Here is a 22,211-nt window from a genome sequence, read left to right on the forward strand (position 1 = left end):
TTAAAAAGTGCGGTTATCCAAGAATACCGAGGAGCGTATTAATTTGAAAAACGGTGAATATATCGATTATTCACCGTTATCAATAACATTTAACAGTCAATAAGACGTGATATTCACATCACCGACACCGCTTTAATTTGAACATAGACATCCTGCCCAACAGCAAAACGCAGTTCATTTTGCGCCCATTTACTGATACTTGCCCAAATCTTATGCCCTTCCACTAATACGGCAAGATCCACTCGAGAATCTTGTATCTCAATTTGTGCAACTTGGCCAGGTAAAATATTACGAATGCTTGTTTGTTCTGGCTTTTTCAGTGTGATAGAAACATCTGAACTATAAATACAAACTCGCACTCGCTCGCCTACATTTGCAGGCACTTGATGAATCCAGAGCGCTTGTTCGTCTAACGAAAGTGCGGTCATTTTATAAGGTGGATTATGCAAATGAACGGGCAAGGCAAGTACACTACTCTGTTCGCTTTCCCCTTTCCAAGGGGCAAAAATAGGACTATTCCAAATTTTTTCTACGCTGTCATAGGCTTTCACAATGCCGTTTTCCATCAGTACAACGCGATCAGCTAAACGCAACAGTTCGTCCAAGCTATGTGTAACATATAAAATCGGGATATTAATTTCTTTAGAAAGACGTTCCAAATATTGCATTAGCTCGCGTTTACGGGGAACATCAAGGGCAGAAAGTGGTTCATCCATCAGTAAAATATCAGGATCAGTCAGCAGTGCCCGCCCGATTGCCACACGTTGTTTCTCTCCGCCAGAAAGCGTAAGCGGATAACGCTTTAATAAGTGAGTAATCCCGAGAAGATCGACAATATAATTAAAATCATCTTGCGAGACATTTTTCATACCATAGCGCAAATTGCCTTTCACAGTATAGTGAGGAAATAAGCGCGCATCTTGGAACACATAGCCAATTTTACGCAAATGAGTCGGCAATGATTCTTGGGTTTCCCTATCTACTAAAGTGCGGTCATTTAAACGGATGAATCCTTCGTCTGGTTGTATCAAGCCACTGACGAGATTAATCAGCGATGTTTTGCCTGAACCAGACAAACCGAAAATGGCGGTTACACCTTGATCTGGCACTTGTATATTCGCTTGCAAGGCAAGTTGCCCGAGCTGTTTTTTCACATTAATCTGCAACATTTCCTTGTCCTAATTTTTTCTGCATTCGCTTGCTCAACCACTCTGACAATAGCAAAGAAATCAATGAAAGAATGATAGCAAATAAACATAACCGAGCAGTTTGTTCTTCTGCTCCCGGTGTTTGAATAAAAGAATACATCGCAAGGGGAATCGTTTGAGTTTCGCCTGCAATGTTCGACACAAAGGTTATAGTCGCGCCAAATTCCCCCAATGATCGTGCAAAACCAAGCACCAGCCCAGCTAAAACCCCAGGTAAAGAAAGTGGCAAGGTTATTGTAAAAAATACACGCCAAGCGGAAGCGCCAAGTGTTTGCGCTGCTTGCTCCAATTTAATATCAATATTTTCTAAAGAAAGTCGAATCGCACGAACAACCAATGGAAAGGCAACCACTGCAGAGGAAAGCACCGCCCCCTTCCAACTAAAACCAAAAGATAAGCCAAACCACTGATATAAATACTTGCCAATCAAACCATTGCGTCCCATTGCCACAAGTAGTAGATAACCGATAACCACAGGTGGCAACACTAAAGGCAAATGAATCACGCCAGTAATCAGAGATTTTCCATAGAAGTTTTTGCGCGCTAAAAGCCACGCCACAAAAATGGCTAAAGGCAAACTCCAAAGCATAGAACTGACGGCGACACTCAGGCTTAAATTAATCGCTGATATTTCCATTGGAGTCAGATTGAAAAATGAAAAAAATTGGGTAAGCAAAATGAATCCTTATCTGAGTAGCCTCTCTTTAAATTCCTTGTTTATGAGAATATCCCACATTAATGAGAGGTAAGATGCTCTATAATAACAAAAGGGCAGAAATATCCGCCCTTCATGACTATTAAGATTCTATCTTATTTTGCAGAGAAACCATACCCTACAAGCACTTTCTTCGCAGCATCTGATTCTAAATATTTTAAGAAGTCACGAGCATCCGTATTATCATGATCTTTCAAAATAGAAACGGGGTAAACAACTGGTTTATGGCTATCCGCAGGGAACACTGCAACCGTTTTAACTTGTTGGCTAATTTTTGCATCAGTGCTGTATACAATACCGTAAGGTGCTTCTGCACGTTCCACTAAAGCTAATGCACCACGCACATCTTTTGCACGCGCTAAACGATCTTGCACTTTATCCCATAAATTTAATTTAGTTAATGCTTCTTCTGCGTATTGACCCGCTGGTACGTGCGCAGGATCGCCAACAGATAAATAACTATCTTTTAATGTATTAATCCATTCGCCTTTTGCAATATCCACAGAATTTACCGCACTTTTTGCTGGTGCGATTAAGACTAAATCATTGCCCACTAACACTTTTTCAGTTTCTTTCACGGTTAAATCTTTTTCAGAAAGATATTTCATCCATTTATTGCTTGCAGAGACAAAAATATCTGCTGGCGCGCCTTCTTCAACTTGTTTTGCTAAAGTTGAAGAAGAAGCGAAAGAAAACACTACTTCATTTTTCGGGTTTTGTTTTGCGTAATCTTTTGCGACTTGTTGTAAAGCATCTGTCATTGAAGCCGCTGCAAATACAGTCACTTTAGCAGATGCTGCAAAAGAAAAGCCTAATCCAGCGATTAAAAGTGCGGTTGAAATTTTAGTTAATTTTTTCATGAATCATCTCCTATGATTATCGATATATAATTTATTATATATCAATTTTAATATATAAAGAAAGTAGCACATATAAAAAATAACTAATCATTTCAGGTGGTTCGCCGTATATAAAAAGGTATTTACTGATTAAATTTATCTTCTGTTTTCTTCAAATTACCATTTTCATTTTCTTTCGCTGACATAGGCACGCAGCTACAATTAGGTTGATCTAATCCCCATTCTTTAATGAAATTATCATATTTTTCAAGTGCACGTTTAAACCAGCCTTTTGGTTTCTCAATTTGTTCTGTCATAAAGTTCCTCGTTCTAAATATTGTTTAATTTCTAAACGTAGGCATTCTACGCCTTTTCTCTTGTTAATAGGAAGTTGTTTTTTTGTTAAATAAGCAGAAATTAATGGAAAATTTTCTTTGCCCGCTAATTTTAATAAACGCCTTATCACAGGAATGCTCGAAAATAAAGTGCGGTGGAAATTAGCGAAGTTTTTTAAGCTCACCCAATCTAACTCATCAAGCTGCCAATCAAGCTGATTTTGCTGAAAATTTATGGATAGCGGATGAAAAGATAAAGGGATATTACGCTGAAATTGTTTGTACGCAGTCTCAACTAAAGCCAATCCATCTTTAGAAATACCTTTAAGGGCAATCGCTGAATAACAACCACTACTCGCTTCTTGGTGCTCACCTAAATGTACCAAAACAAAACCGCACTTTTGCCAAAATTTTGCCAGTTCGTCGGTGTAGCCAAAACTCACCGAAAGAAAATCAACTTCTGAATTTTCCATAAATTTCATTAGATTTTGACCAATACCCTGTTTTTGCCAATTTGGCTGAACCGCGATACGAGAAATACGTAAAGATCGTAATTTACAGGCGTAGGATAAATTTTCATGGAAACATAATGCCTGTGGAACAAGATTCCCCTTCGGGCGGCGTTTGCCTTGTTGAATTTGAATAATCAACTCATCATCTGTCATATTTCCTTCTTCTAATGCCCAAATGGCACCGAGCAAATTCTGTTGATATTCGGCAAAATAAAAACGTTGATTTTCCCCATCAAGTAAACGGCGAAGATCAAGTGGCGACGTTCGATAATGCGCCAATGTCATTAAGCCATAAAAATCTGCAATATGATGAGGTTTTTGCACTTCTCGAATTTGATAAGGGAGATGAGGTCGAAAAGGAAATTGCTGAAACTCATCTTCAGCATTTAGTAACAAAAGATCATCAATAAAATGTTCTAACGGATCATTTTCTTGCCAACGTAGAGGCTGTTTAAGCTCAAAATGCTGAAAAGTACGGTGAATTTTTCGTTTAAATTTTAATTCGAAACCACGTCCCGTTCCTTCGTAGCTATGAATTGTTGTGCTGAAGACAATATGTTGAAAATATTGAGAATATTCTTGCAATAACGGCAATGGGATCATCGCTGCTTCATCTACGAGCAACCAAGCGGATTGACTAAAATCTGGTTCATTTTGTAACCGAATAGTCAGTTCATCTGGGGCGATAAATTCTATCTCTCGTTCTGAAAATTCAATAACCGAATACACCGCACTTTTATTCGGTGCGGTGAGATAAACTGGCGCTTGAATTTGATTAGCGAGCATCCCCAATAATGCGGATTTTCCTCTTCCCCGCTTGGCGGTTAGAAAATAAATATCCTGATCGGCCTGTAAAATATTCTCGATAATTTGTTGTTGCGCTAACGTAGCATTTTTATGAAGTTCGTTAGAATAAAAAACCGTAGGAAATTCAACCGCACTTTCCTCTCTCAAAATGGGGAAATGATAGCGTTCAATGCACTGTTTGAAATGATCAATAAAATTAGGCGTGGCGATTGTTGACTGATTTCCATTCCAACGTAAACTATCTTGATCAAGTTGCAAAGATAAATTTTCCCAATCAGATAACACTAAACAAAGTGTACCGCCTATTTTCAGTGTTCCAGCGGCAATAGCTAGCGCTTCAAGATGAATGCCATTTCGTCCATCAAATAAAATATGTTCAAATTCTTGTCCGAGCAAATTCGTTGCTTTAGAAAAAGCAACGCCGCTTTCACCAATAATGAATACGTTATCAGGCACAAGCGGCAAAGTTTTTCTGATTAAAATTTGAAGCTGGCGAAATGGCATCTTTTATTTTAAATAGGCAATTAAGATCGCACCAATAAAACTTACGCAAGCAAGCCAAAAGAAAATACTTTTGGGTTGAGAAACTTTTTTACTGAAAAATTTTGCAGCAAACACGATATACAAAATCAGTAATGCGAATTTAGCTATCAACCACCATTCAATACCAAAAGCAAAGAGATATAAAATGACGACACCAGAAACAATCAACAAGGTATCTGATAAGTGCGGTAAAATTTTTAATAATTTTATCGAACGCCAGTTTTTGCCAGTAAGCTGCATTGCTCCACGAATCACCAACAAGGCAAAACTTAAAAAGGCGAAAAAAATATGTAAATAAACTAGCATAATCACTCCCAAAAAAGTAAGAAAAGTGCGGTCAACATCAACCGCACTTTCTCAATATAAATTACTTCGCAATACGTTTATATTTAATACGATGCGGCTGAGTCGCTGCATCGCCTAAGGTTTTCTTTTTCCACTCTTCGTAGTCTGAGAAGTTACCTTCGTAGAATGTCACTTTGCCTTCATCACCGTAATCTAAAATATGCGTTGCGATACGGTCTAAGAACCAACGGTCATGGGAAATCACCATTGCACAGCCTGGGAATTCTAAAATTGCATTTTCTAAGGCACGCAAGGTTTCAACGTCTAAATCATTGGTTGGTTCGTCCAATAACAGCACGTTTCCACCACGTTGTAGAAGTTTAGCTAAGTGTAAACGACCACGTTCACCACCCGATAATTCGCCCACTCGTTTTTGTTGATCTACACCTTTAAAGTTGAAACGCCCTACATAAGCGCGGCTTGGAATTTCAAAGTTGCCGATAGTCAGAATATCTTGGCCGTTAGAGACCTCTTCCCACACGGTTTTCTTATCATCCATTGAGTCACGGAACTGATCAACAGAGGCTAACACCACGGTTTCACCCATCGTAATTGTGCCGTTATCTGGCTGTTCCTGTCCAGAAAGCATACGGAATAAGGTTGATTTACCTGCACCATTTGCCCCGATAATCCCTACGATTGCACCTTTTGGAATACTAAAAGATAAATCATCAATTAAAGTGCGGTCGCCATAAGATTTGGTTAAGTTTTGCACTTCAATCACTTTATCACCTAAGCGTGGACCAGGTGGAATAAAGAGTTCGTTAGTCTCATTTCGTTTTTGATATTCGCCAGAGTTCAACTCATCAAAGCGCGCCATACGTGCTTTGCTTTTCGCTTGACGGCCTTTTGGATTTTGACGCACCCATTCCAACTCTTTCGCAATGGATTTTTGACGCGCATTTTCAGCTGCTTGTTCTTGCTCTAAGCGTTTCTCTTTTTGCTCTAACCAAGAAGAATAGTTGCCTTCCCAAGGAATACCCTCACCACGGTCAAGCTCTAAGATCCAACCAGCTACATTATCTAAGAAATAACGGTCGTGAGTAATTGCGACAACAGTGCCCTCGTAGTCATGTAAGAAACGCTCTAACCATGCCACCGATTCTGCATCTAAGTGGTTAGTTGGTTCGTCTAATAAGAGCATATCTGGTTTTTCGAGTAATAATCGACAAAGTGCCACACGGCGACGCTCACCACCAGATAAATGTTCGATTTTGGCATCCCAATCAGGTAAACGTAACGCATCTGCCGCACGCTCTAATTGGTTATCTAAATTATGCCCATCATGCGCTTGAATAATGGCTTCAAGGTTCGCTTGTTCTGCGGCTAATTTATCAAAATCCGCATCTGGATCCGCATAAAGCGCATACACTTCATCTAAACGAGTCAGTGCATTTTTCACTTCTGAAACTGCTTCTTCTACAGCTTCACGCACGGTTTGTTGCGGTTCTAATTTTGGTTCTTGTGGAAGATAACCGATTTTAATTCCTGGCTGTGGACGAGCTTCCCCTTCAAATTCTTTATCTACGCCCGCCATGATGCGCAAAAGGGTTGATTTACCCGCACCATTTAAACCCAAAACCCCGATCTTCGCGCCAGGGAAAAAGCTTAAAGAAATATCTTTCAAAATATGACGCTTCGGCGGTACCACTTTACCGACACGATGCATCGTATATACAAATTGAGTTGACATATTTATCCTTTATCTAATAAAAAAGTGCGGTCATTTTACTTGAAGTTTCTTTATTTGCCTAACAATAGGCAAATAATAGATAAAAAAAACCACCCGAAATGGGTGGCAGGAAAGTAGTTTAGCTATATTTATGATTATTTTATTTAGGAACTTTATGAATATCAAGCAATCACTTGACGAGGCTATGTTACTGAATATTGAAAGGTAAAGGAAATGCTATTGAGAGTTTTTTTGATTTACATCAACATTTTTGACAGAAAAATTCGTTTTTGCGTGTAGAATAAACAAATTCTAATGCTAACGTTCAAAATAATAGGATTTTTTGTGAAAACGTATTCATTATTACTCGGTCTATTCTTTAGTTATGGTGTTTTAGCTCACCCCCATGCATTTATTGATATGCAAACCACGCCTATCATAGAAAATAATCAACTCGCTGGCTTATCAATGAAATGGACACTCGATGAAGCAAGTTCATCCGCAGTTATTTATGATATGAAACAGGCTAAAACAAAAAATGAGCAACAGAAACTTATTGATGATGTTATGGGAAATGTTGTGAGTGAACATTATTTCAGCTATTTATATGACAATCAGCATAACAAAATAAAATATTCTCCTCACCCCAAAAATTACGGGGTAAAAATTCAAGGATTGCAGCTACAATATTATTTTGATGTGCCACTCGCCCATTCTCAAAATTTAGAAAAAAACACATTTAGCTTACAAACCTACGATCCTACTTATTATGTGGCGATGACTTACACTTCAAAAAGTGCGGTAGATTTTTCCACACTTCCGAAAAATTGCCAAGGAAAATTAATTGAACCTAATGTGAATGAAAAAATCCAAGCCTACGCATCTTCACTTGATAAATCCCAAAAGAACGAAGATGATTCCTTAGGTGTGATGTTCGCACAAAAAATAATAATTCAATGTGAGTAGAAATGAAAAAATATAAAAAAGGGCTCGTGTTATTAGTGGTTGCACTCGCCTTACTTGGCTATTTTTCCCCTTGGTTTTTCTTACATATTGCTGCATGGCAAAAAGATTTTAATCAGCTTATTTCGGAAAATTTACACCAAATTCAAAATAATAGTATCAAAGCAGGCATCACACTTATTTTCGCCAGCTTTGTTTACGGCGTACTTCATGCCCTCGGGCCAGGACACGGCAAATTTATTATTGCTAGCTATCTTTCCACTCATGAAAGCCAATTAAAACAAAGTACTATCTTGAGTTTACTTTCTTCCTTAATGCAAGGCATTGTCGCGATTACAGCAACAACATTGCTCGTTGTAGTGCTAAATCTATCATCACGTTATTTCAAATTAAGTCAGCTTTGGTTAGAAAGAACTGCCTTGCTATTATTAGTATTTCTCAGCTGTTATTGGATTTTGCAAGGCTTACGTGCCTATCGTAAAAAAGCTAAATTAACCATTAAATCCCTAAATCCCCTCCCCCTATACGAAAAAAGTGCGGTGAAAAATAGCCGCACTTTTCAGCCAAACACTTGTAGCTGTGGACACCAACATTTGCCAAGCCCCACGCAAACTGCACAAGCAACCAATCTAAAATCACAATTTCTCGTGATTTTAACAATTGGCATGCGACCATGTAGCGGTGCAATTTTCGTTTTATTTTTAGCTTATATGCTTGATCTTTACGGCTGGGGAATTTTAGCTGTATTGGCCATGTCTTTCGGCACAGGACTTATGCTGTCAGCCTTCGCGGGGATTGTTCGTTATGCGCGAAATACCGCAATTCACTTAGGGCGTTGGTATAGTTCAAAACATATAAAGGGAAAAAGCGAAAGTATCGTGAAATTAATCGCAGGTGGAATAATGCTGTTTTTTGCCTTGAGCTTGTTATATGGCACAACCATCTCAACTGGCGGAAGCAAAATCCTATTTTGAAGTTAAAAATAAAGCCCATCAACATGATGGGCTCAAAATCTTTTGGTTGCTAATTTAGAATTTGTAAAAGGAGACAAACAAACTCTAAACCAAAAGAAAAATTGGCTCCTCCTGCTGGACTTGAACCAGCGACATATGGATTAACAGTCCACCGTTCTACCGACTGAACTAAGGAGGAATAAACTTTGTATCACAAGGAATAGGGCGCGAATTTTAATGGTCGATAGTTAGCTTGTCAATGAAAAATTAAAAAAAATTTCATAAAAAACAAAAAAATTTCTCATCTTTTCTATACCACCTAATATTTATTTTTCTATCCACAGAGCCTGTGGATAACTTTGTGGATTAACTTTTTAAAATTTTGCGGATCCCTTGTTCTTACAAGGATTGTTCGATCTTGATTACAGATTAGCCTAAAATTAAATTTTAATTTAAAATCAATAAGTTAAATTTTGTCTAGTAAAAAATTAAAGTTTTTTTTATGAATTTGTGACATCTTCCTCTTGACATCACTAAGTCTGTGTAAAACTTAGATTTTTGCCTGATCAATTTTACACATTAAATATGCTAAAATAGACATTATTCAAAACTATGAAAAAACCGGCCGCACTTTATGTCTGAAAAAATCAACACAAAACCATTCATTCTGCATTCCGACTTTCGTCCCTCTGGCGATCAGCCGCAAGCTATCGAAAAATTAGCTGAAAATTTAACTGATGGTTTGGCGCATCAAACTTTGCTCGGTGTAACTGGCTCGGGAAAAACGTTTACTATTGCCAACGTAATTGCCCAATTAAATCGCCCCGCAATGTTACTTGCACCGAATAAAACCCTTGCAGCCCAGCTTTATGCAGAAATGAAAGCCTTTTTTCCAGAAAATGCGGTGGAATATTTTGTGTCTTACTATGATTATTATCAGCCAGAAGCCTATGTGCCGAGCAGTGATACCTTCATTGAAAAAGATGCGTCTATTAATGATCAAATCGAACAAATGCGTCTTTCTGCGACGAAATCTTTTCTAGAACGTCGAGATACTATCGTGGTAGCTTCAGTTTCTGCAATTTATGGTTTGGGTGATCCTGATAGCTATTTACAAATGATGTTGCATTTACAACAAGGTGCCATTATCGACCAACGCCAAATTTTAGCCAAGTTAGCGGAATTGCAATATACCCGCAATGATCAAGCATTTCAGCGTGGAACTTTCCGTGTTCGTGGAGAAATTATTGATATTTTCCCTGCGGAATCTGATGATCGTGCGGTGCGTATTGAATTATTTGATGATGAAATCGAGCGTTTAAGTTTATTTGATCCGCTCACTGGCAGTAGTTTTGGTGCAGTACCACGTTTTACGATCTATCCTAAAACTCACTATGTGACACCAAGAGAACGTATTTTAGATGCGATAGAAAATATCAAAAAAGAACTGGTATCACGCCGTGAATACTTCATTAAAGAGCACAAACTGTTAGAAGAACAACGCATCAGCCAACGTACCCAATTTGATATTGAAATGATGAATGAATTGGGCTATTGCTCGGGCATTGAAAACTATTCTCGCTATTTGTCAGGCAGAAATGAGGGCGAGCCACCACCAACATTATTCGATTATATGCCCTCTGATGCGATTTTAATTATTGATGAATCTCATGTGACTGTGCCTCAAATTGGCGGAATGTATCGTGGCGACCGTTCGCGAAAAGAAACCTTAGTCGAATATGGTTTCCGATTACCGTCAGCATTGGATAATCGTCCGTTACGCTTTGAGGAATTTGAACGCTTAGCTCCACAAACCATCTATGTTTCCGCAACACCAGGGCCTTATGAATTAGAAAAATCAGGCAGTGAAATCATCGATCAAGTGGTTCGTCCAACTGGTTTGCTTGATCCGCTCATTGAAATTCGTCCAGTCTCAATTCAAGTAGATGATTTACTTTCCGAAGCTCGCCAAAGAGCGGATAAAAATGAGCGTGTTTTAGTGACAACACTCACCAAGAAAATGGCGGAAGATTTAACAGATTATTTAGATGAACACGGGATTCGTGTGCGTTATCTACATTCTGATATTGATACCGTGGAACGCGTCGAAATTATCCGTGATTTGCGTTTAGGCGAATTTGATGTATTGGTTGGAATTAACTTATTACGTGAAGGTTTAGATATTCCGGAAGTGTCTCTTGTGGCGATTTTAGATGCCGATAAGGAAGGTTTTTTACGTTCTGAACGTTCTTTAATCCAAACCATCGGCCGAGCTGCACGAAACTTAAATGGTAAAGCGATTTTATATGCGGATAGCATCACCAAATCGATGGAAAAAGCCATTACCGAAACCAATCGTCGTCGTGAAAAACAAACCAAATACAATGAAGAACATGGCATTGTGCCACAAGCATTAAATAAGAAAGTCGGTGAATTGTTAGATATTGGGCAAGGTGCAAACCAAAAAGCGAAAGCCAATAAACAACGTGGAAAAATGGCGGCAGAACCAACCGCACTTTATAATGCACCGAAAAATGCCAAAGAATATCAACAACAAATCAAAAAACTGGAACAACAAATGTATAAATTTGCGCAAGATTTGGAATTTGAAAAAGCCGCGACAATTCGCGATCAATTACATCAATTACGTGAACAGTTTGTTTTTGATAACTAAAAGAAACGCCAGCTTAAGCTGGCGTTCTGTTTATTTATTTTCACCTGAAGAATACAAGCGATTCTTATATAAATAACTACCTAATAAAGCGTGAGCCAATGCCTCTTTTTTCATCGCATCAGGTACGTCTTTTGGCGTTAAAGTTTCTGAAGCTTTATCATAATGATAACCTTGCGCTGCTTTATTTGGCATTTGAATTACCACATCATTATTGCCTTTCATCATTGCTTGAGTTTGATCATATTGCATAAAGGCACGATCTGGGTTTACATCTTGCGTTAAATCAAAACCAATCATTGGATAATTGCCACTTACGCCGGCTAAAGAAAGTAACGTGGTTGGCATATCAATTTGGCTCACAAGACGACTGTCACGACGTGGCGCAACTCCATCACCAAGAATCAAGGCTGGAATATGGAAATGCTTAATTGGCACAAGACTTGCTCCGCCTACACGAGAATCGTGATCCGCAACAATTAAGAAAATCGTATCTTTCCAATAATTAGACTGTTTTGCCATTTTAAAGAAATGACCTAACGCATAATCCGCATATTTTGCTGCATTATTACGAGTGGCTTTTGGTTGCTCATAAAGCTCAATTTTGCCATCTGGATATTCAAATGGATCGTGATTGCTGGAGCTAAACACTAAACTAAAAAACGGTTTACCTTCATTTTGTAATTTCGTGAAGGTTTCATTGGCTTTATCAAATAAATCCTCATCACTCACGCCCCAAGTGCCAGTAAATGTTGGATTTTGGTAATCTTGTTGATCCCAAATATCTTTAAAACCATTGCCGTAGAAAAAGCTCGCCATATTGTCGAAGTGCTTTTCACCGCCATAAATAAAGGAAGTGTTATAACCTTGTTTATGTAATAAATCCGCAATAGTAAAGAAACCACTTTGGGCATTATTAAGTTTCACCACTGCGCGAGCTGGCGTTGGAGTAAAACCTGCGGTTGTTGCTTCAATACCGCGCACTGAACGCGTACCTGTTGCATAAAGATTTTCAAATAACCACCCTTCTTTTGCGAGCTGATCTACATTTGGAGAAAGTGGTTTGCCACCGAGTGTACCAATAAACTGAGCACCGAGACTTTCTTGTAGCAAAATCACGATATTTTTAGGTTTCCCCTGATAAGTCGCGATATTTTTCGTTAAAGTTGGATATTTATCTGAAATGTAATCGCTGTCTGGGCGGCCACGGCTTGCTTTAACAATACGAAACATTTCATCTGCATCCATTTTTCCGTACATTTCTGAAGATTTTTCTTCATCTTTAAATTGCTGTGCCGCATAAATGACGGAATAGCCCGAATTAAGCACCAAAGAATTCACTAACGCATCAGAAGAAAATGCCACCATAGCGGGATTAATACCGCGGTGTTGAAAACTTGAACGCGCCCCAAGGAAACTCACTACAATAACAAGCAAAGCAATCACAGGACGAAGTTTCCAACTCACTGAGCGTAAATTTTTGACTGCCCAACCAGAAATTTTCCAATAAATCACGGCAGCTAAAATAGTGAAAACAAGGCTAAAAATGACCGCACTTAAATGCCCTTCAGCAAGCATTGAAAAAACTTCTTTCGGATAAATCAGATATTCGATAAATAAGCGATTTGGACGGTAATCGTAGGTTTCAATAAAGGCAGGTGTGGCAATTTCCATAAAGATAATAAACACACTGCCAAGCGTTAACCAAATGCGTAAAATTTTTACCCAAACTTTGCTGCTATGAAATAACGTTGTGAGCAATGCAGGTACACCAAATAAATAACAGAGTGCCACAACATCCATTCGTACGCCTTGCAGAAATAATTGCAACCAGCCATCTACGGCAGACACACGCTCTGATTGCCATATAGCAAGTCCCAAACGGGATAAGGAAAGGATGATGAGATTAATCAACACGAAAGTGAAGATGGGGAATAAAGGGGAATGCGCTTTTTTCATTGTAAAAACCATTAACAAAACGGCATCCAAGCCGTATTAAATTGAAGAAAGATAGGCAACTGTCTATCGGTCGGTTCCTTTTCGACACGACAAAAGTCTTAAAGTGCGGTCAATTTTCGCATAGTTTTACTTAATCTCAAATGTATTCATAGGTTATCAATCAATTTCACCGTTAAAATCTTAACGCCCCATGTTAAAAAATAACATTGGCTTTACTGATATAAAAAAGCGAGTTTAACACTCGCTTTTTCTTGTACTTAAAAAATTACTTTTTCTTCGCTTTTGCATTTGGAAGGTCAGTGATTGAGCCTTCAAATACTTCCGCAGCTAAACCAACAGACTCGTGTAAAGTTGGGTGAGCGTGGATAGTTAATGCAATATCTTCTGCATCGCAACCCATCTCGATGGCAAGACCGATTTCACCTAATAATTCACCACCGTTAGAACCGACGATTGCACCGCCAAGTACACGATGAGTATCTTTATCAAAGATTAATTTCGTCATACCTTCTGAACATTCAGAAGCAATAGCGCGGCCTGATGCTGCCCAAGGGAATTTAGCGACTTCGTAGTTTAAACCTTCTTGTTTACATTCTTTTTCTGTTTTACCTACCCAAGCCACTTCTGGTTCGGTATAAGCAATGGATGGAATTACTTTAGGATCGAAGTAGTGTTTTTGTCCCGCAATGACTTCTGCAGCAACGTGGCCTTCGTGAACACCTTTGTGCGCTAACATTGGTTGACCAACAATATCGCCGATGGCAAAGATATGTGGCACATTGGTGCGCATTTGTTTATCAACATGAATGAAACCACGATCATCTACTTCAACACCTGCTTTACCAGCATCGATCAATTTACCATTTGGTGTACGGCCAATCGCAACAAGTACTGCATCATAACGTTTGGTATCATTGCATGCTTTGCCTTCCATTGAAACGTAGATACCATCATCTTTTGCTTCAACAGCAGTCACTTTGGTTTCAAGCATTAACTTGAATTTTTTCTCGATTTGTTTGGTGTAAATTGCTACAACATCTTTATCCGCGGCAGGGATAACTTGGTCGAACATTTCTACCACTTCAATTTCTGAACCTAATGCATGGTAAACCGTCCCCATTTCTAAACCGATAATACCACCACCCATAATAAGAAGTTTTTTAGGTACTTCTTTTAATTTAAGTGCATCTGTTGAATCCCAAATACGCGGATCTTCATGTGGAATGAAAGGTAATTGAATTGGGCGAGAACCTGCTGCAATAATAGCATTATCAAATTTGATTGTTGTTGGGTGACCATCACGATCACGCGCCACTAAAGTATTAGGATCAGTAAATGCTGCTAAGCCTTCAACAGCAGTGACTTTGCGTGCTTTTGCCATACCCGCTAAACCACCGGTTAATTTAGCGACAACCGCTTCTTTACCCGCACGAACTTCATCTAAATCAATTCTTGGCTCACCAAAGTAAATACCATTTTTACTTGCGTGTTTTGCTTCTTCAATCACTTTTGCTACGTGCAATAATGCTTTGGATGGGATACAACCTACATTTAAACATACCCCACCAAGAGTTGAATAACGTTCAACTAATACAGTTTCTAAACCTAAATCCGCACAACGGAACGCCGCAGAATAACCTGCTGGGCCAGCACCAAGTACGACGACTTGGGTTTTAATTTCTTTACTCATTTTTACCTCGTAAAAACGTTCAAAATATTGACCGCACTGTTTTGCGATCATAAGGAATTTGCTAAAACGCCCTTTCTTCTAATTAGAAGAAAGGGGCGTTATTACATAATCAAACGGCGTAAATCTGCTAATACAGCACCGATATAGCTGATGAATCGTGCACCATCTGCACCATCAATGACACGATGATCGAATGATAATGACATTGGAAGAATTAAGCGTGGTGCAAATTCTTTACCATTCCATACTGGTTCCATCGATGATTTAGACACACCAAGGATTGCCACTTCTGGTGCATTTACGATTGGTGCAAAGTGAGTTGTACCAATACCGCCTAGACTTGAAATAGTGAAACAGCCACCTTGCATATCAGATGCAGTCAATTTGCCTTCACGGGCTTTTTTCGATACTTCCATTAATTCACGTGAAAGTTCGATAATGCCTTTTTTGTTCACGTTCTTGAATACAGGCACGACTAAGCCATTTGGCGTATCTACTGCGACACCAATGTTAATATATTTTTTCAGGATTAAGCGTTGAGCATCTTCGGTAATTGAGCTATTGAAACGTGGATACGCTTCTAATGCTTTTGCCACTGCTTTCATAATGAACACAACTGGAGTAATTTTCACTCCAAGTTTTTGTTTTTCTGCTAACGCATTTTGTTCTTTACGGAATGCTTCTAAATCCGTGATATCTGCTTTATCGAAGTGAGTAACATGTGGAATCATTACCCAGTTACGATGTAAGTTAGCGCCTGAAATTTTATTGATACGGCTTAATTCGACTTCTTCTACTTCACCGAATTTACTGAAATCAACTTTTGGCCATGGTAATAAGCCTAAGCCAGCGCCATTCGCTACGCCATTGCCAGCAGCTTGTGCTGTTGCACCACTTTCATAAGCTTTAACTGCTGTTTTCACATAAGCTTCGATATCTTCTTTAACGATACGACCTTTACGACCTGTACCTTTTACTTTATCTAAGTTTACGCCAAATTCACGTGCTAAACGACGAATAACTGGAGTAGCATGCGCATAGCCAGCGCTTGCCACCACTTGTTCTTGGCTTAAGCCTGATACATTGTCAGATTGAGCAGGTTGTGCCGCTGGCGCAGGCGATGCAACTTGTGGTGCTGGCGCAGATGTTGCCGCAGCTGGCGCTGCGCCCGCTACTTCAAAGCGCATAATTAATGAACCAGTCGATACTTTATCACCAGATTTCACGAGAATTTCTTTTACTACACCACCGAATGGAGCAGGAACTTCCATTGATGCTTTATCACCTTCAACGGTAATTAATGATTGATCTTCTGAAACAGTATCACCAATGGCAACCATAATTTCAGTTACATTGACTTCATCACCACCAATATCAGGCACATTCACATCTTTAATTGCAGATGTTGTGGCAGCTACAGGCGCAGCTGTTTGAGCTGGTGCTGATGCAGCAACTGGAGCAGCTGATGCAGTTTCAAATTTCATGATGAGTTTACCGGTTGAAACTTTATCGCCAACATTAATTAAAATTTCTTTCACCACACCTGCGATTGGTGCTGGAACTTCCATTGAAGCTTTATCGCCTTCAACATTGATGATTGATTGATCAACTTCAACACTATCACCTACTTTAACCATAATTTCAGTCACGTTTACTTCATCAGAACCGATGTCTGGTACGTTTACTTCAACAACAGCCGATGCAGTTGGCGCGGCAGCGGCTACTGGTGCAGTAGGTGCTTCAGCCGCTGGTGCAGCGCCTGCGGCTTCTAATACGAGCATTGGGGTGCCTGTTGTGACTTTATCACCGACTTTGACTAAAACTTCTTTTACAACACCCGCTTCTGGTGCAGGCACTTCCATTGAAGCCTTATCACCTTCAACGTTAATGATAGATTGATCAACAGAGATGGTATCGCCTACGTTTACCATGACTTCTGTTACTGTAACTTCATCACTACCAATATCAGGAATTTGAATTTGTTTTGACATTTTTTTGTTCCTTTTAAAGTGCGGTCATAAAACACGATGTTTTTTGACCGCAGTTTTCATCAATTACGCGTAAAGCGGATTGATACGATCTACATTCAAACCGAATTTTGCAATCGCATCTGCAACAACTTGGTTAGATACTGTACCTTCTTTCGCTAATTGAGAAAGTGCAGCAACCACAACATAACGTGCATCAACTTCGAAGTGTTCACGTAAGTTTGCACGGCTGTCTGAACGACCGAAACCATCTGTACCTAACACATGATAATGACGACTTGGTACGAATGCACGGATTTGATCTGCGTATGCTTTAACATAGTCAGTTGAAGCAACGGTTGGTAAATCAGCTAATACTTGAGCAACGTATGGTACGCGTTGTGTCTCTGTTGGGTGTAATAAGTTCCAACGTGCTGCATCGTGACCTTCACGGGCTAATTCATTGAATGAAGGCGCAGAGAATACATCTGAGGTGACACCATAATCTTTTGCAAGAATTTGTGCCGCTTCACGAACATGACGCATGATAGCACCAGAACCTAACAATTGAACGTGGCCTTTGCCTTTTTTACCTTCCACGGTTTCAAATTTATATAAACCTTTGCGAATACCTTCTTCCGCACCAGCAGGCATAGCCGGTTGATCCATGACTTCATTTAATGTTGTCATGTAATAGAATACATCTTCTTGTTTTTCGCCGTACATACGGTTAATACCGTCTTGCATAATTACTGCAACTTCGAATGCGAATGATGGATCGTAAGTGACACAGTTAGGAATGATACCTGCTTGAATATGACTATGGCCATCTTCGTGTTGTAAGCCTTCGCCGTTTAATGTCGTACGACCTGAAGTACCACCCACCATGAAACCACGAGCTAATTGGTCACCAGCCGCCCACATCATATCGCCCACACGTTGGAAACCAAACATTGAGTAATAGATGAAGAATGGAATCATTGGTTGGTTATTGACAGAGTAGGAGTTCGCTGCAGCTAACCAAGATGCGGTTGCACCTAATTCATTGATACCTTCTTGTAGCACTTGACCATCTTTTGCTTCGCGGTAGTAAGCAACTAAGTCACGATCTGAAGGAACATAGTTTTGGCCATGTGGGTTATAAATACCGATTTGACGGAATAAACCTTCCATACCAAACGTACGTGCTTCATCAGCAATCATTGGAACGATGGTTTTACCAATGTTTTTATCTTTTAATAAGATGTTTAAGGCACGAGTAAACGCCATAGTGGTTGAAATACCACGAGGTTGTTCTTCTAATAATGCTTTAAACTCTTCTAATGCAGGAACTTTATATTCAACATCAAATTTAGCACGACGAGCAGGAACATAGCCGTTTAATGCTTTACGGTGGCCATGTAAATATTCGTATTCAGGCGTGCCTTCAGCAAATTTAATGTATTCTAATTTTTCTACTTGCTCATCAGTCAATGGTAAATCGAAGTAGTCACGGAAACCTTTAAGGCTTTCGTAAGACATTTTTTTAGATTGGTGAGCGGTGTTTTTACTTTCCGCTTCAGGAATTTTATAACCTTTAACTTGATGCGCTAAAATCACAACTGGTTTCGTTGCATTTTGTGCTTTTGCATAGGCTGCATATAATTTTTCGCTATCGTGTGCACCACGGCGTAATGCCCAAATTTCATCATCCGTCATATCTGCAACTAATGCAGCGGTTTCTGGATAACGACCAAAGAAGTGTTCACGAACATAAGCACCGTCTTTAGATTTAAAGGTTAAATAGTCACCATCAACCACTTCCATCATTAACTGAGTTAATTTACCTGAAGTATCTTTCGCAAATAATTTATCCCAATCGCTTCCCCATAAAACTTTGATTACTTCCCAGCCAGCACCAGTAAATAATCCTTCTAATTCTTGAACGATTTTACCGTTACCATTAACTGGGCCGTCTAAACGTTGTAAGTTACAGCTGATAGTGAAGATTAAGTTATCTAATTTTTCACGAGCTGCAAAAGTTAATGCACCTTTAGACTCAATTTCATCCATTTCACCATCGCCTAAGAATGCATAGACTTTTTGATCTTTGGTATCTTTTAAGCCTCGGTTATCTAAGTATTTTAAGAAACGCGCTTGGTAGATGGCGTTCACTGGGCCTAACCCCATAGAAACCGTAGAGAATTGCCAGAATTCAGGCATTAATTTAGGGTGTGGATATGAAGATAAACCATCGGTAAAGGCTTCTTGACGGAAGTTATCCATCTGTTCTTCAGTTAAACGACCTTCTAAGAATGCACGCGCATACATACCCGGAGCAGCATGGCCTTGGAAGAAAATTAAGTCACCACCGTTTTTCTCTGTTGCTGCTTTGAAGAAGTGGTTATAGCACACTTCATACATGGTTGCTGCAGCTTGATAAGTTGAGATATGGCCACCTAAGTCAAGATCTTTCTTCTGACTACGCAATACCATAGCAATAGCATTCCAACGCACAGCAGAACGAATACGACGCTCAATAGCATGATCACCTGGGTAAGCAGGTTGTTCAGAAGCTGGAATAGTATTGACATAATCGGTTGTTACACCTGTCGGTAATGAAACACCGTTGGTGCGTGCTTGGCCGATAACTTGCTCAATAATATATTGTGCACGTTCTACGCCTTCTTCACGAATCAAAGAATCTAATGATTGTAACCAATCTTGAGTTTCGATTGGATCAACGTCATTTTTTAAAATCTCAGACATAGGTTTTCCTTATCTGTTAATTAAGTGAACATTAGTTTAGTAAGCACTAAACACGAATATCAGAAATGCTTGCCTTTTTACAAACATTTAACAAATCCTGCAAATTTTAGAAGATTTTTTGAGATAAAGATAGTAAATTTTCATCAAATATCCCTGTTGAGTACTGTGTTAATCGGTAATCTTTTGAAAGTGCGGTAATTTTTTCTCGCCTTTTGTAAAGCCTATTAAAATCATAAGTAAAACATTGCATTCTGTAGGGCTTTGCTTTAAAGTTTTTCAAACTTATTTCAAAAAGGAATCAATCATGCATATAACGACGCGAACGCTCACTCAACACAAACGTATTGCGCTTGTGGCTCATGATAGCTGCAAAAAAAATTTACTGAATTGGACGCAAAAACACAAAGAAGCGCTTAAGCCTCATATACTTTATGCAACAGGTACAACAGGGCATATTTTAGAACGAGAAACCGGTTTAAGCATTCAATCTTTATTAAGTGGTCCAATGGGCGGAGATCAACAACTTGGTGGATTAATCGCAGAAAAGAAAATCGACATGATGATTTTCTTTTGGGATCCAATGAATGCCGCCCCCCATGATCCTGATGTGAAAGCCCTCATGCGTATTGCAACAGTGTGGAATATCCCCGTTGCGATTAATCAAAGCTCCGCAGATTTCATGTTAACTTCAGTTTTATTTGAACAGGATGTGGAAATTGAAGTGCCGGATTATGAAGGATATTTAAAAGAGCGTTTAGCTTAAAAAGATAAAGAATATTGACCGCTCTTCATCGTGAAACAGGGCGACAATTTATCGCCCTGTTTTAGTTATCTCCCAATTCCCCCCATTGCAAGCATGAAGAGTACCATTTTCAACTGTTCTTCTGGTATTGCTTTGCCGTTTAGTTTTAATTCGTTATTCTCTAAAGCAAGCGTTAATGTGACTGTTTTATCAGAGTTTACGATAATGCCATTCGCTTCTCCATCAGAGACTAATTCATCCAATCGGTGAACTAAATCTTGCTTTTGGTTTTCTGGTATAAATTTAGATAATAATGAAATTGCAGTTTCTTTATTCACATCAAAATTGATCGAAAAATCTTTGAATTGTTTGTATAAGCCACTACGCATTAAATCAAATTTAGGGTTTGGCACTAAAGCAATATTTAGATCCAATGCCACTTTACCTTTTTCATCAGAAATAGAAAGAGGGGCAAATTTAATTTGAGGCTGATTATTTGCAATGGTCATGCCTGCTTGTTGTAATTTTTGCACCAATGCTTTAGATAACGGCGTATCTGAGTCGGCTTTGCCTATTGCAACTAAAATATTTAAAAGTTCTTGTAATGCGTTGCCATCAATATGGTTGAATTCTACATTATAGGTCACTTTACCTAAGTTATTGCCATTAATATGTAATTCATCCAGATTTGTTTTATTGATGATATTTACTGTATCACCCTCAACTTGTGTAGTTAAATTTGCTTGGCTATTTTTCTGAATAAGAGAGAATTTTTCGCCAGTCTCTGCAGACTCGGTATTTTGCTCAAAATAGCCTATTTTGCTATTAATGTTTCCACTATAAATAAATGGCCATTTTGTGCTTTGTAGTGAGCCTTGTACGACAAGATCTTTTATTTTAATTGATGAAGTGGTTGAAACTGCATGATTTGGGTCATTTGAATTAAATGCATCTACAGATAGCGTATAATTGCTAGGTTCATTTTTGTCTAAATAAACATTTAATACGACATTTGACCAATCAAAATCAGCCTTAGATTGATCATTGCGATATTGCCCCGATGCAAGTTTTAATTCCGCATTACCGTTTAAGGCATAATTCATTGCAAAATTTAGTTGTAACGGTTTTTCTGATTTTGTGATGTCAAAGAGTGTTTGAGTTGTTGCATTTTTTCCTAACAAGGTTTGGCTTGAAAAAATGGTTGGAACGAAATTCAGTTTCGCCACACGATCAAGCGGCAAAGGCCCGTGATAAAGCGTTGATGATAAAGGAATAATGATCGTTTCATTTGCTTTATGAATTTCTATTTGATCTTGAATATGAGACGCAAATAATCCTCTATCAAATTTTATATTTTTATAAAAAATTTTACTTTCTTCTAATACATCTGTTTTAGCAAATAGTTGATCTAACTGTTTTAGTTGATGTAAATATTCTTCTTCCGCTTTTTTCCCTGTAAACCATGCACCGGTACACCAAACGGCAGCAAGAGCAACGACTACGCCTGCAGCAATTTTTGATTTTTTCATTTATTTCTTTCCT

The 22,211-nt window shown here is 38.8% G+C and carries 16 protein-coding genes and 1 tRNA gene; 4 read left to right on the plus strand and 13 right to left on the minus strand.

Annotated features, from left to right (window positions below; all coding sequences use genetic code 11):
* Positions 1 to 113: 113 nt before the first annotated feature.
* From modC to ettA, 7 genes are all read right to left on the minus strand, one after another.
* On the minus strand, positions 114 to 1,169 hold the full coding sequence (gene modC / locus C3V42_RS01070) for a molybdenum ABC transporter ATP-binding protein ModC (RefSeq protein ID WP_106013355.1): 1,056 nt from the start codon (positions 1,167 to 1,169) through the stop codon (positions 114 to 116).
* Entirely contained in the window at positions 1,156 to 1,884 is a 729-nt protein-coding gene (modB, locus tag C3V42_RS01075; protein WP_164994203.1) for a molybdate ABC transporter permease subunit, read from the minus strand. The genes modC and modB overlap by 14 nt, the downstream gene beginning before the upstream one ends.
* 134 nt (positions 1,885 to 2,018) lie before the next feature.
* A complete protein-coding gene (gene modA / locus C3V42_RS01080; RefSeq protein ID WP_065264636.1) occupies positions 2,019 to 2,783 on the minus strand; it encodes a molybdate ABC transporter substrate-binding protein in 765 nt (254 codons plus the stop codon).
* Between the two features lie 122 nt (positions 2,784 to 2,905).
* Positions 2,906 to 3,079, minus strand: coding sequence for a DUF5363 family protein (locus C3V42_RS08650; protein ID WP_164994204.1), 174 nt, complete (start codon positions 3,077 to 3,079; stop codon positions 2,906 to 2,908).
* On the minus strand, positions 3,076 to 4,920 hold the full coding sequence (locus C3V42_RS01085) for a GNAT family N-acetyltransferase (protein ID WP_065264635.1): 1,845 nt from the start codon (positions 4,918 to 4,920) through the stop codon (positions 3,076 to 3,078). Before C3V42_RS01085 ends, C3V42_RS08650 begins: the two co-directional genes overlap by 4 nt.
* Before the next feature lie 3 nt (positions 4,921 to 4,923).
* Entirely contained in the window at positions 4,924 to 5,265 is a 342-nt protein-coding gene (locus C3V42_RS01090; RefSeq protein WP_065264634.1) for a SirB2 family protein, read from the minus strand.
* A 61-nt stretch (positions 5,266 to 5,326) separates the two neighbouring features.
* Complete coding sequence (gene ettA / locus C3V42_RS01095; protein ID WP_106013356.1) at positions 5,327 to 6,997, minus strand: energy-dependent translational throttle protein EttA; 1,671 nt, start codon at positions 6,995 to 6,997, stop codon at positions 5,327 to 5,329.
* 324 nt (positions 6,998 to 7,321) lie between these two features.
* Between ettA and zevA the strand changes: the two genes are divergently transcribed.
* Entirely contained in the window at positions 7,322 to 7,942 is a 621-nt protein-coding gene (zevA, locus tag C3V42_RS01100; RefSeq protein ID WP_106013357.1) for a zinc transporter binding subunit ZevA, read from the plus strand.
* 2 nt (positions 7,943 to 7,944) lie between these two features.
* Positions 7,945 to 8,913, plus strand: coding sequence for a zinc transporter permease subunit ZevB (gene zevB, locus C3V42_RS01105; protein ID WP_106013358.1), 969 nt, complete (start codon positions 7,945 to 7,947; stop codon positions 8,911 to 8,913).
* 102 nt (positions 8,914 to 9,015) lie between these two features.
* On the opposite strand, the gene C3V42_RS01110 is transcribed toward zevB, so the two are convergent.
* Positions 9,016 to 9,091 (minus strand) — tRNA-Asn (locus tag C3V42_RS01110).
* Positions 9,092 to 9,526: 435 nt separating this feature from the next.
* Here C3V42_RS01110 and uvrB point away from each other — a divergent pair.
* The gene (gene uvrB / locus C3V42_RS01115) at positions 9,527 to 11,566 is read left to right on the plus strand and encodes an excinuclease ABC subunit UvrB (RefSeq protein ID WP_106013359.1); all 2,040 of its coding nucleotides are present in this window, start codon (positions 9,527 to 9,529) and stop codon (positions 11,564 to 11,566) included.
* Positions 11,567 to 11,596: 30 nt separating this feature from the next.
* On the opposite strand, the gene C3V42_RS01120 is transcribed toward uvrB, so the two are convergent.
* From C3V42_RS01120 to aceE, 4 genes are all read right to left on the minus strand, one after another.
* Positions 11,597 to 13,522 carry an LTA synthase family protein gene (locus C3V42_RS01120; protein WP_164994205.1) on the minus strand — a complete coding sequence of 642 codons (1,926 nt, stop codon included), beginning with the start codon at positions 13,520 to 13,522 and terminating at the stop codon, positions 11,597 to 11,599.
* A gap of 265 nt (positions 13,523 to 13,787) precedes the next feature.
* Complete coding sequence (lpdA, locus tag C3V42_RS01125; RefSeq protein ID WP_106014298.1) at positions 13,788 to 15,212, minus strand: dihydrolipoyl dehydrogenase; 1,425 nt, start codon at positions 15,210 to 15,212, stop codon at positions 13,788 to 13,790.
* Positions 15,213 to 15,313: 101 nt separating this feature from the next.
* Positions 15,314 to 17,203: a pyruvate dehydrogenase complex dihydrolipoyllysine-residue acetyltransferase gene (aceF, locus tag C3V42_RS01130; RefSeq protein WP_106013361.1), complete on the minus strand. Its 1,890-nt coding sequence runs from the start codon at positions 17,201 to 17,203 to the stop codon at positions 15,314 to 15,316.
* 63 nt (positions 17,204 to 17,266) lie between these two features.
* Positions 17,267 to 19,927 carry a pyruvate dehydrogenase (acetyl-transferring), homodimeric type gene (aceE, locus tag C3V42_RS01135; protein ID WP_106013362.1) on the minus strand — a complete coding sequence of 887 codons (2,661 nt, stop codon included), beginning with the start codon at positions 19,925 to 19,927 and terminating at the stop codon, positions 17,267 to 17,269.
* A gap of 304 nt (positions 19,928 to 20,231) precedes the next feature.
* On the opposite strand from aceE, the gene mgsA reads away from it, so the two are divergent.
* Positions 20,232 to 20,690 (plus strand): methylglyoxal synthase, encoded by a 459-nt coding sequence (mgsA, locus tag C3V42_RS01140; protein WP_048954058.1) that lies wholly within the window; start codon positions 20,232 to 20,234, stop codon positions 20,688 to 20,690.
* Positions 20,691 to 20,755: 65 nt separating this feature from the next.
* On the opposite strand, the gene C3V42_RS01145 is transcribed toward mgsA, so the two are convergent.
* The gene (locus C3V42_RS01145; RefSeq protein ID WP_106013363.1) at positions 20,756 to 22,198 is read right to left on the minus strand and encodes a DUF945 family protein; all 1,443 of its coding nucleotides are present in this window, start codon (positions 22,196 to 22,198) and stop codon (positions 20,756 to 20,758) included.
* Positions 22,199 to 22,211: the final 13 nt, after the last annotated feature.

The sequence above is a fragment of the Haemophilus sp. oral taxon 036 genome (assembly GCF_002998595.1).
GTDB classification, from domain to species: Bacteria; Pseudomonadota; Gammaproteobacteria; order Enterobacterales; family Pasteurellaceae; genus Haemophilus; species Haemophilus haemolyticus_K.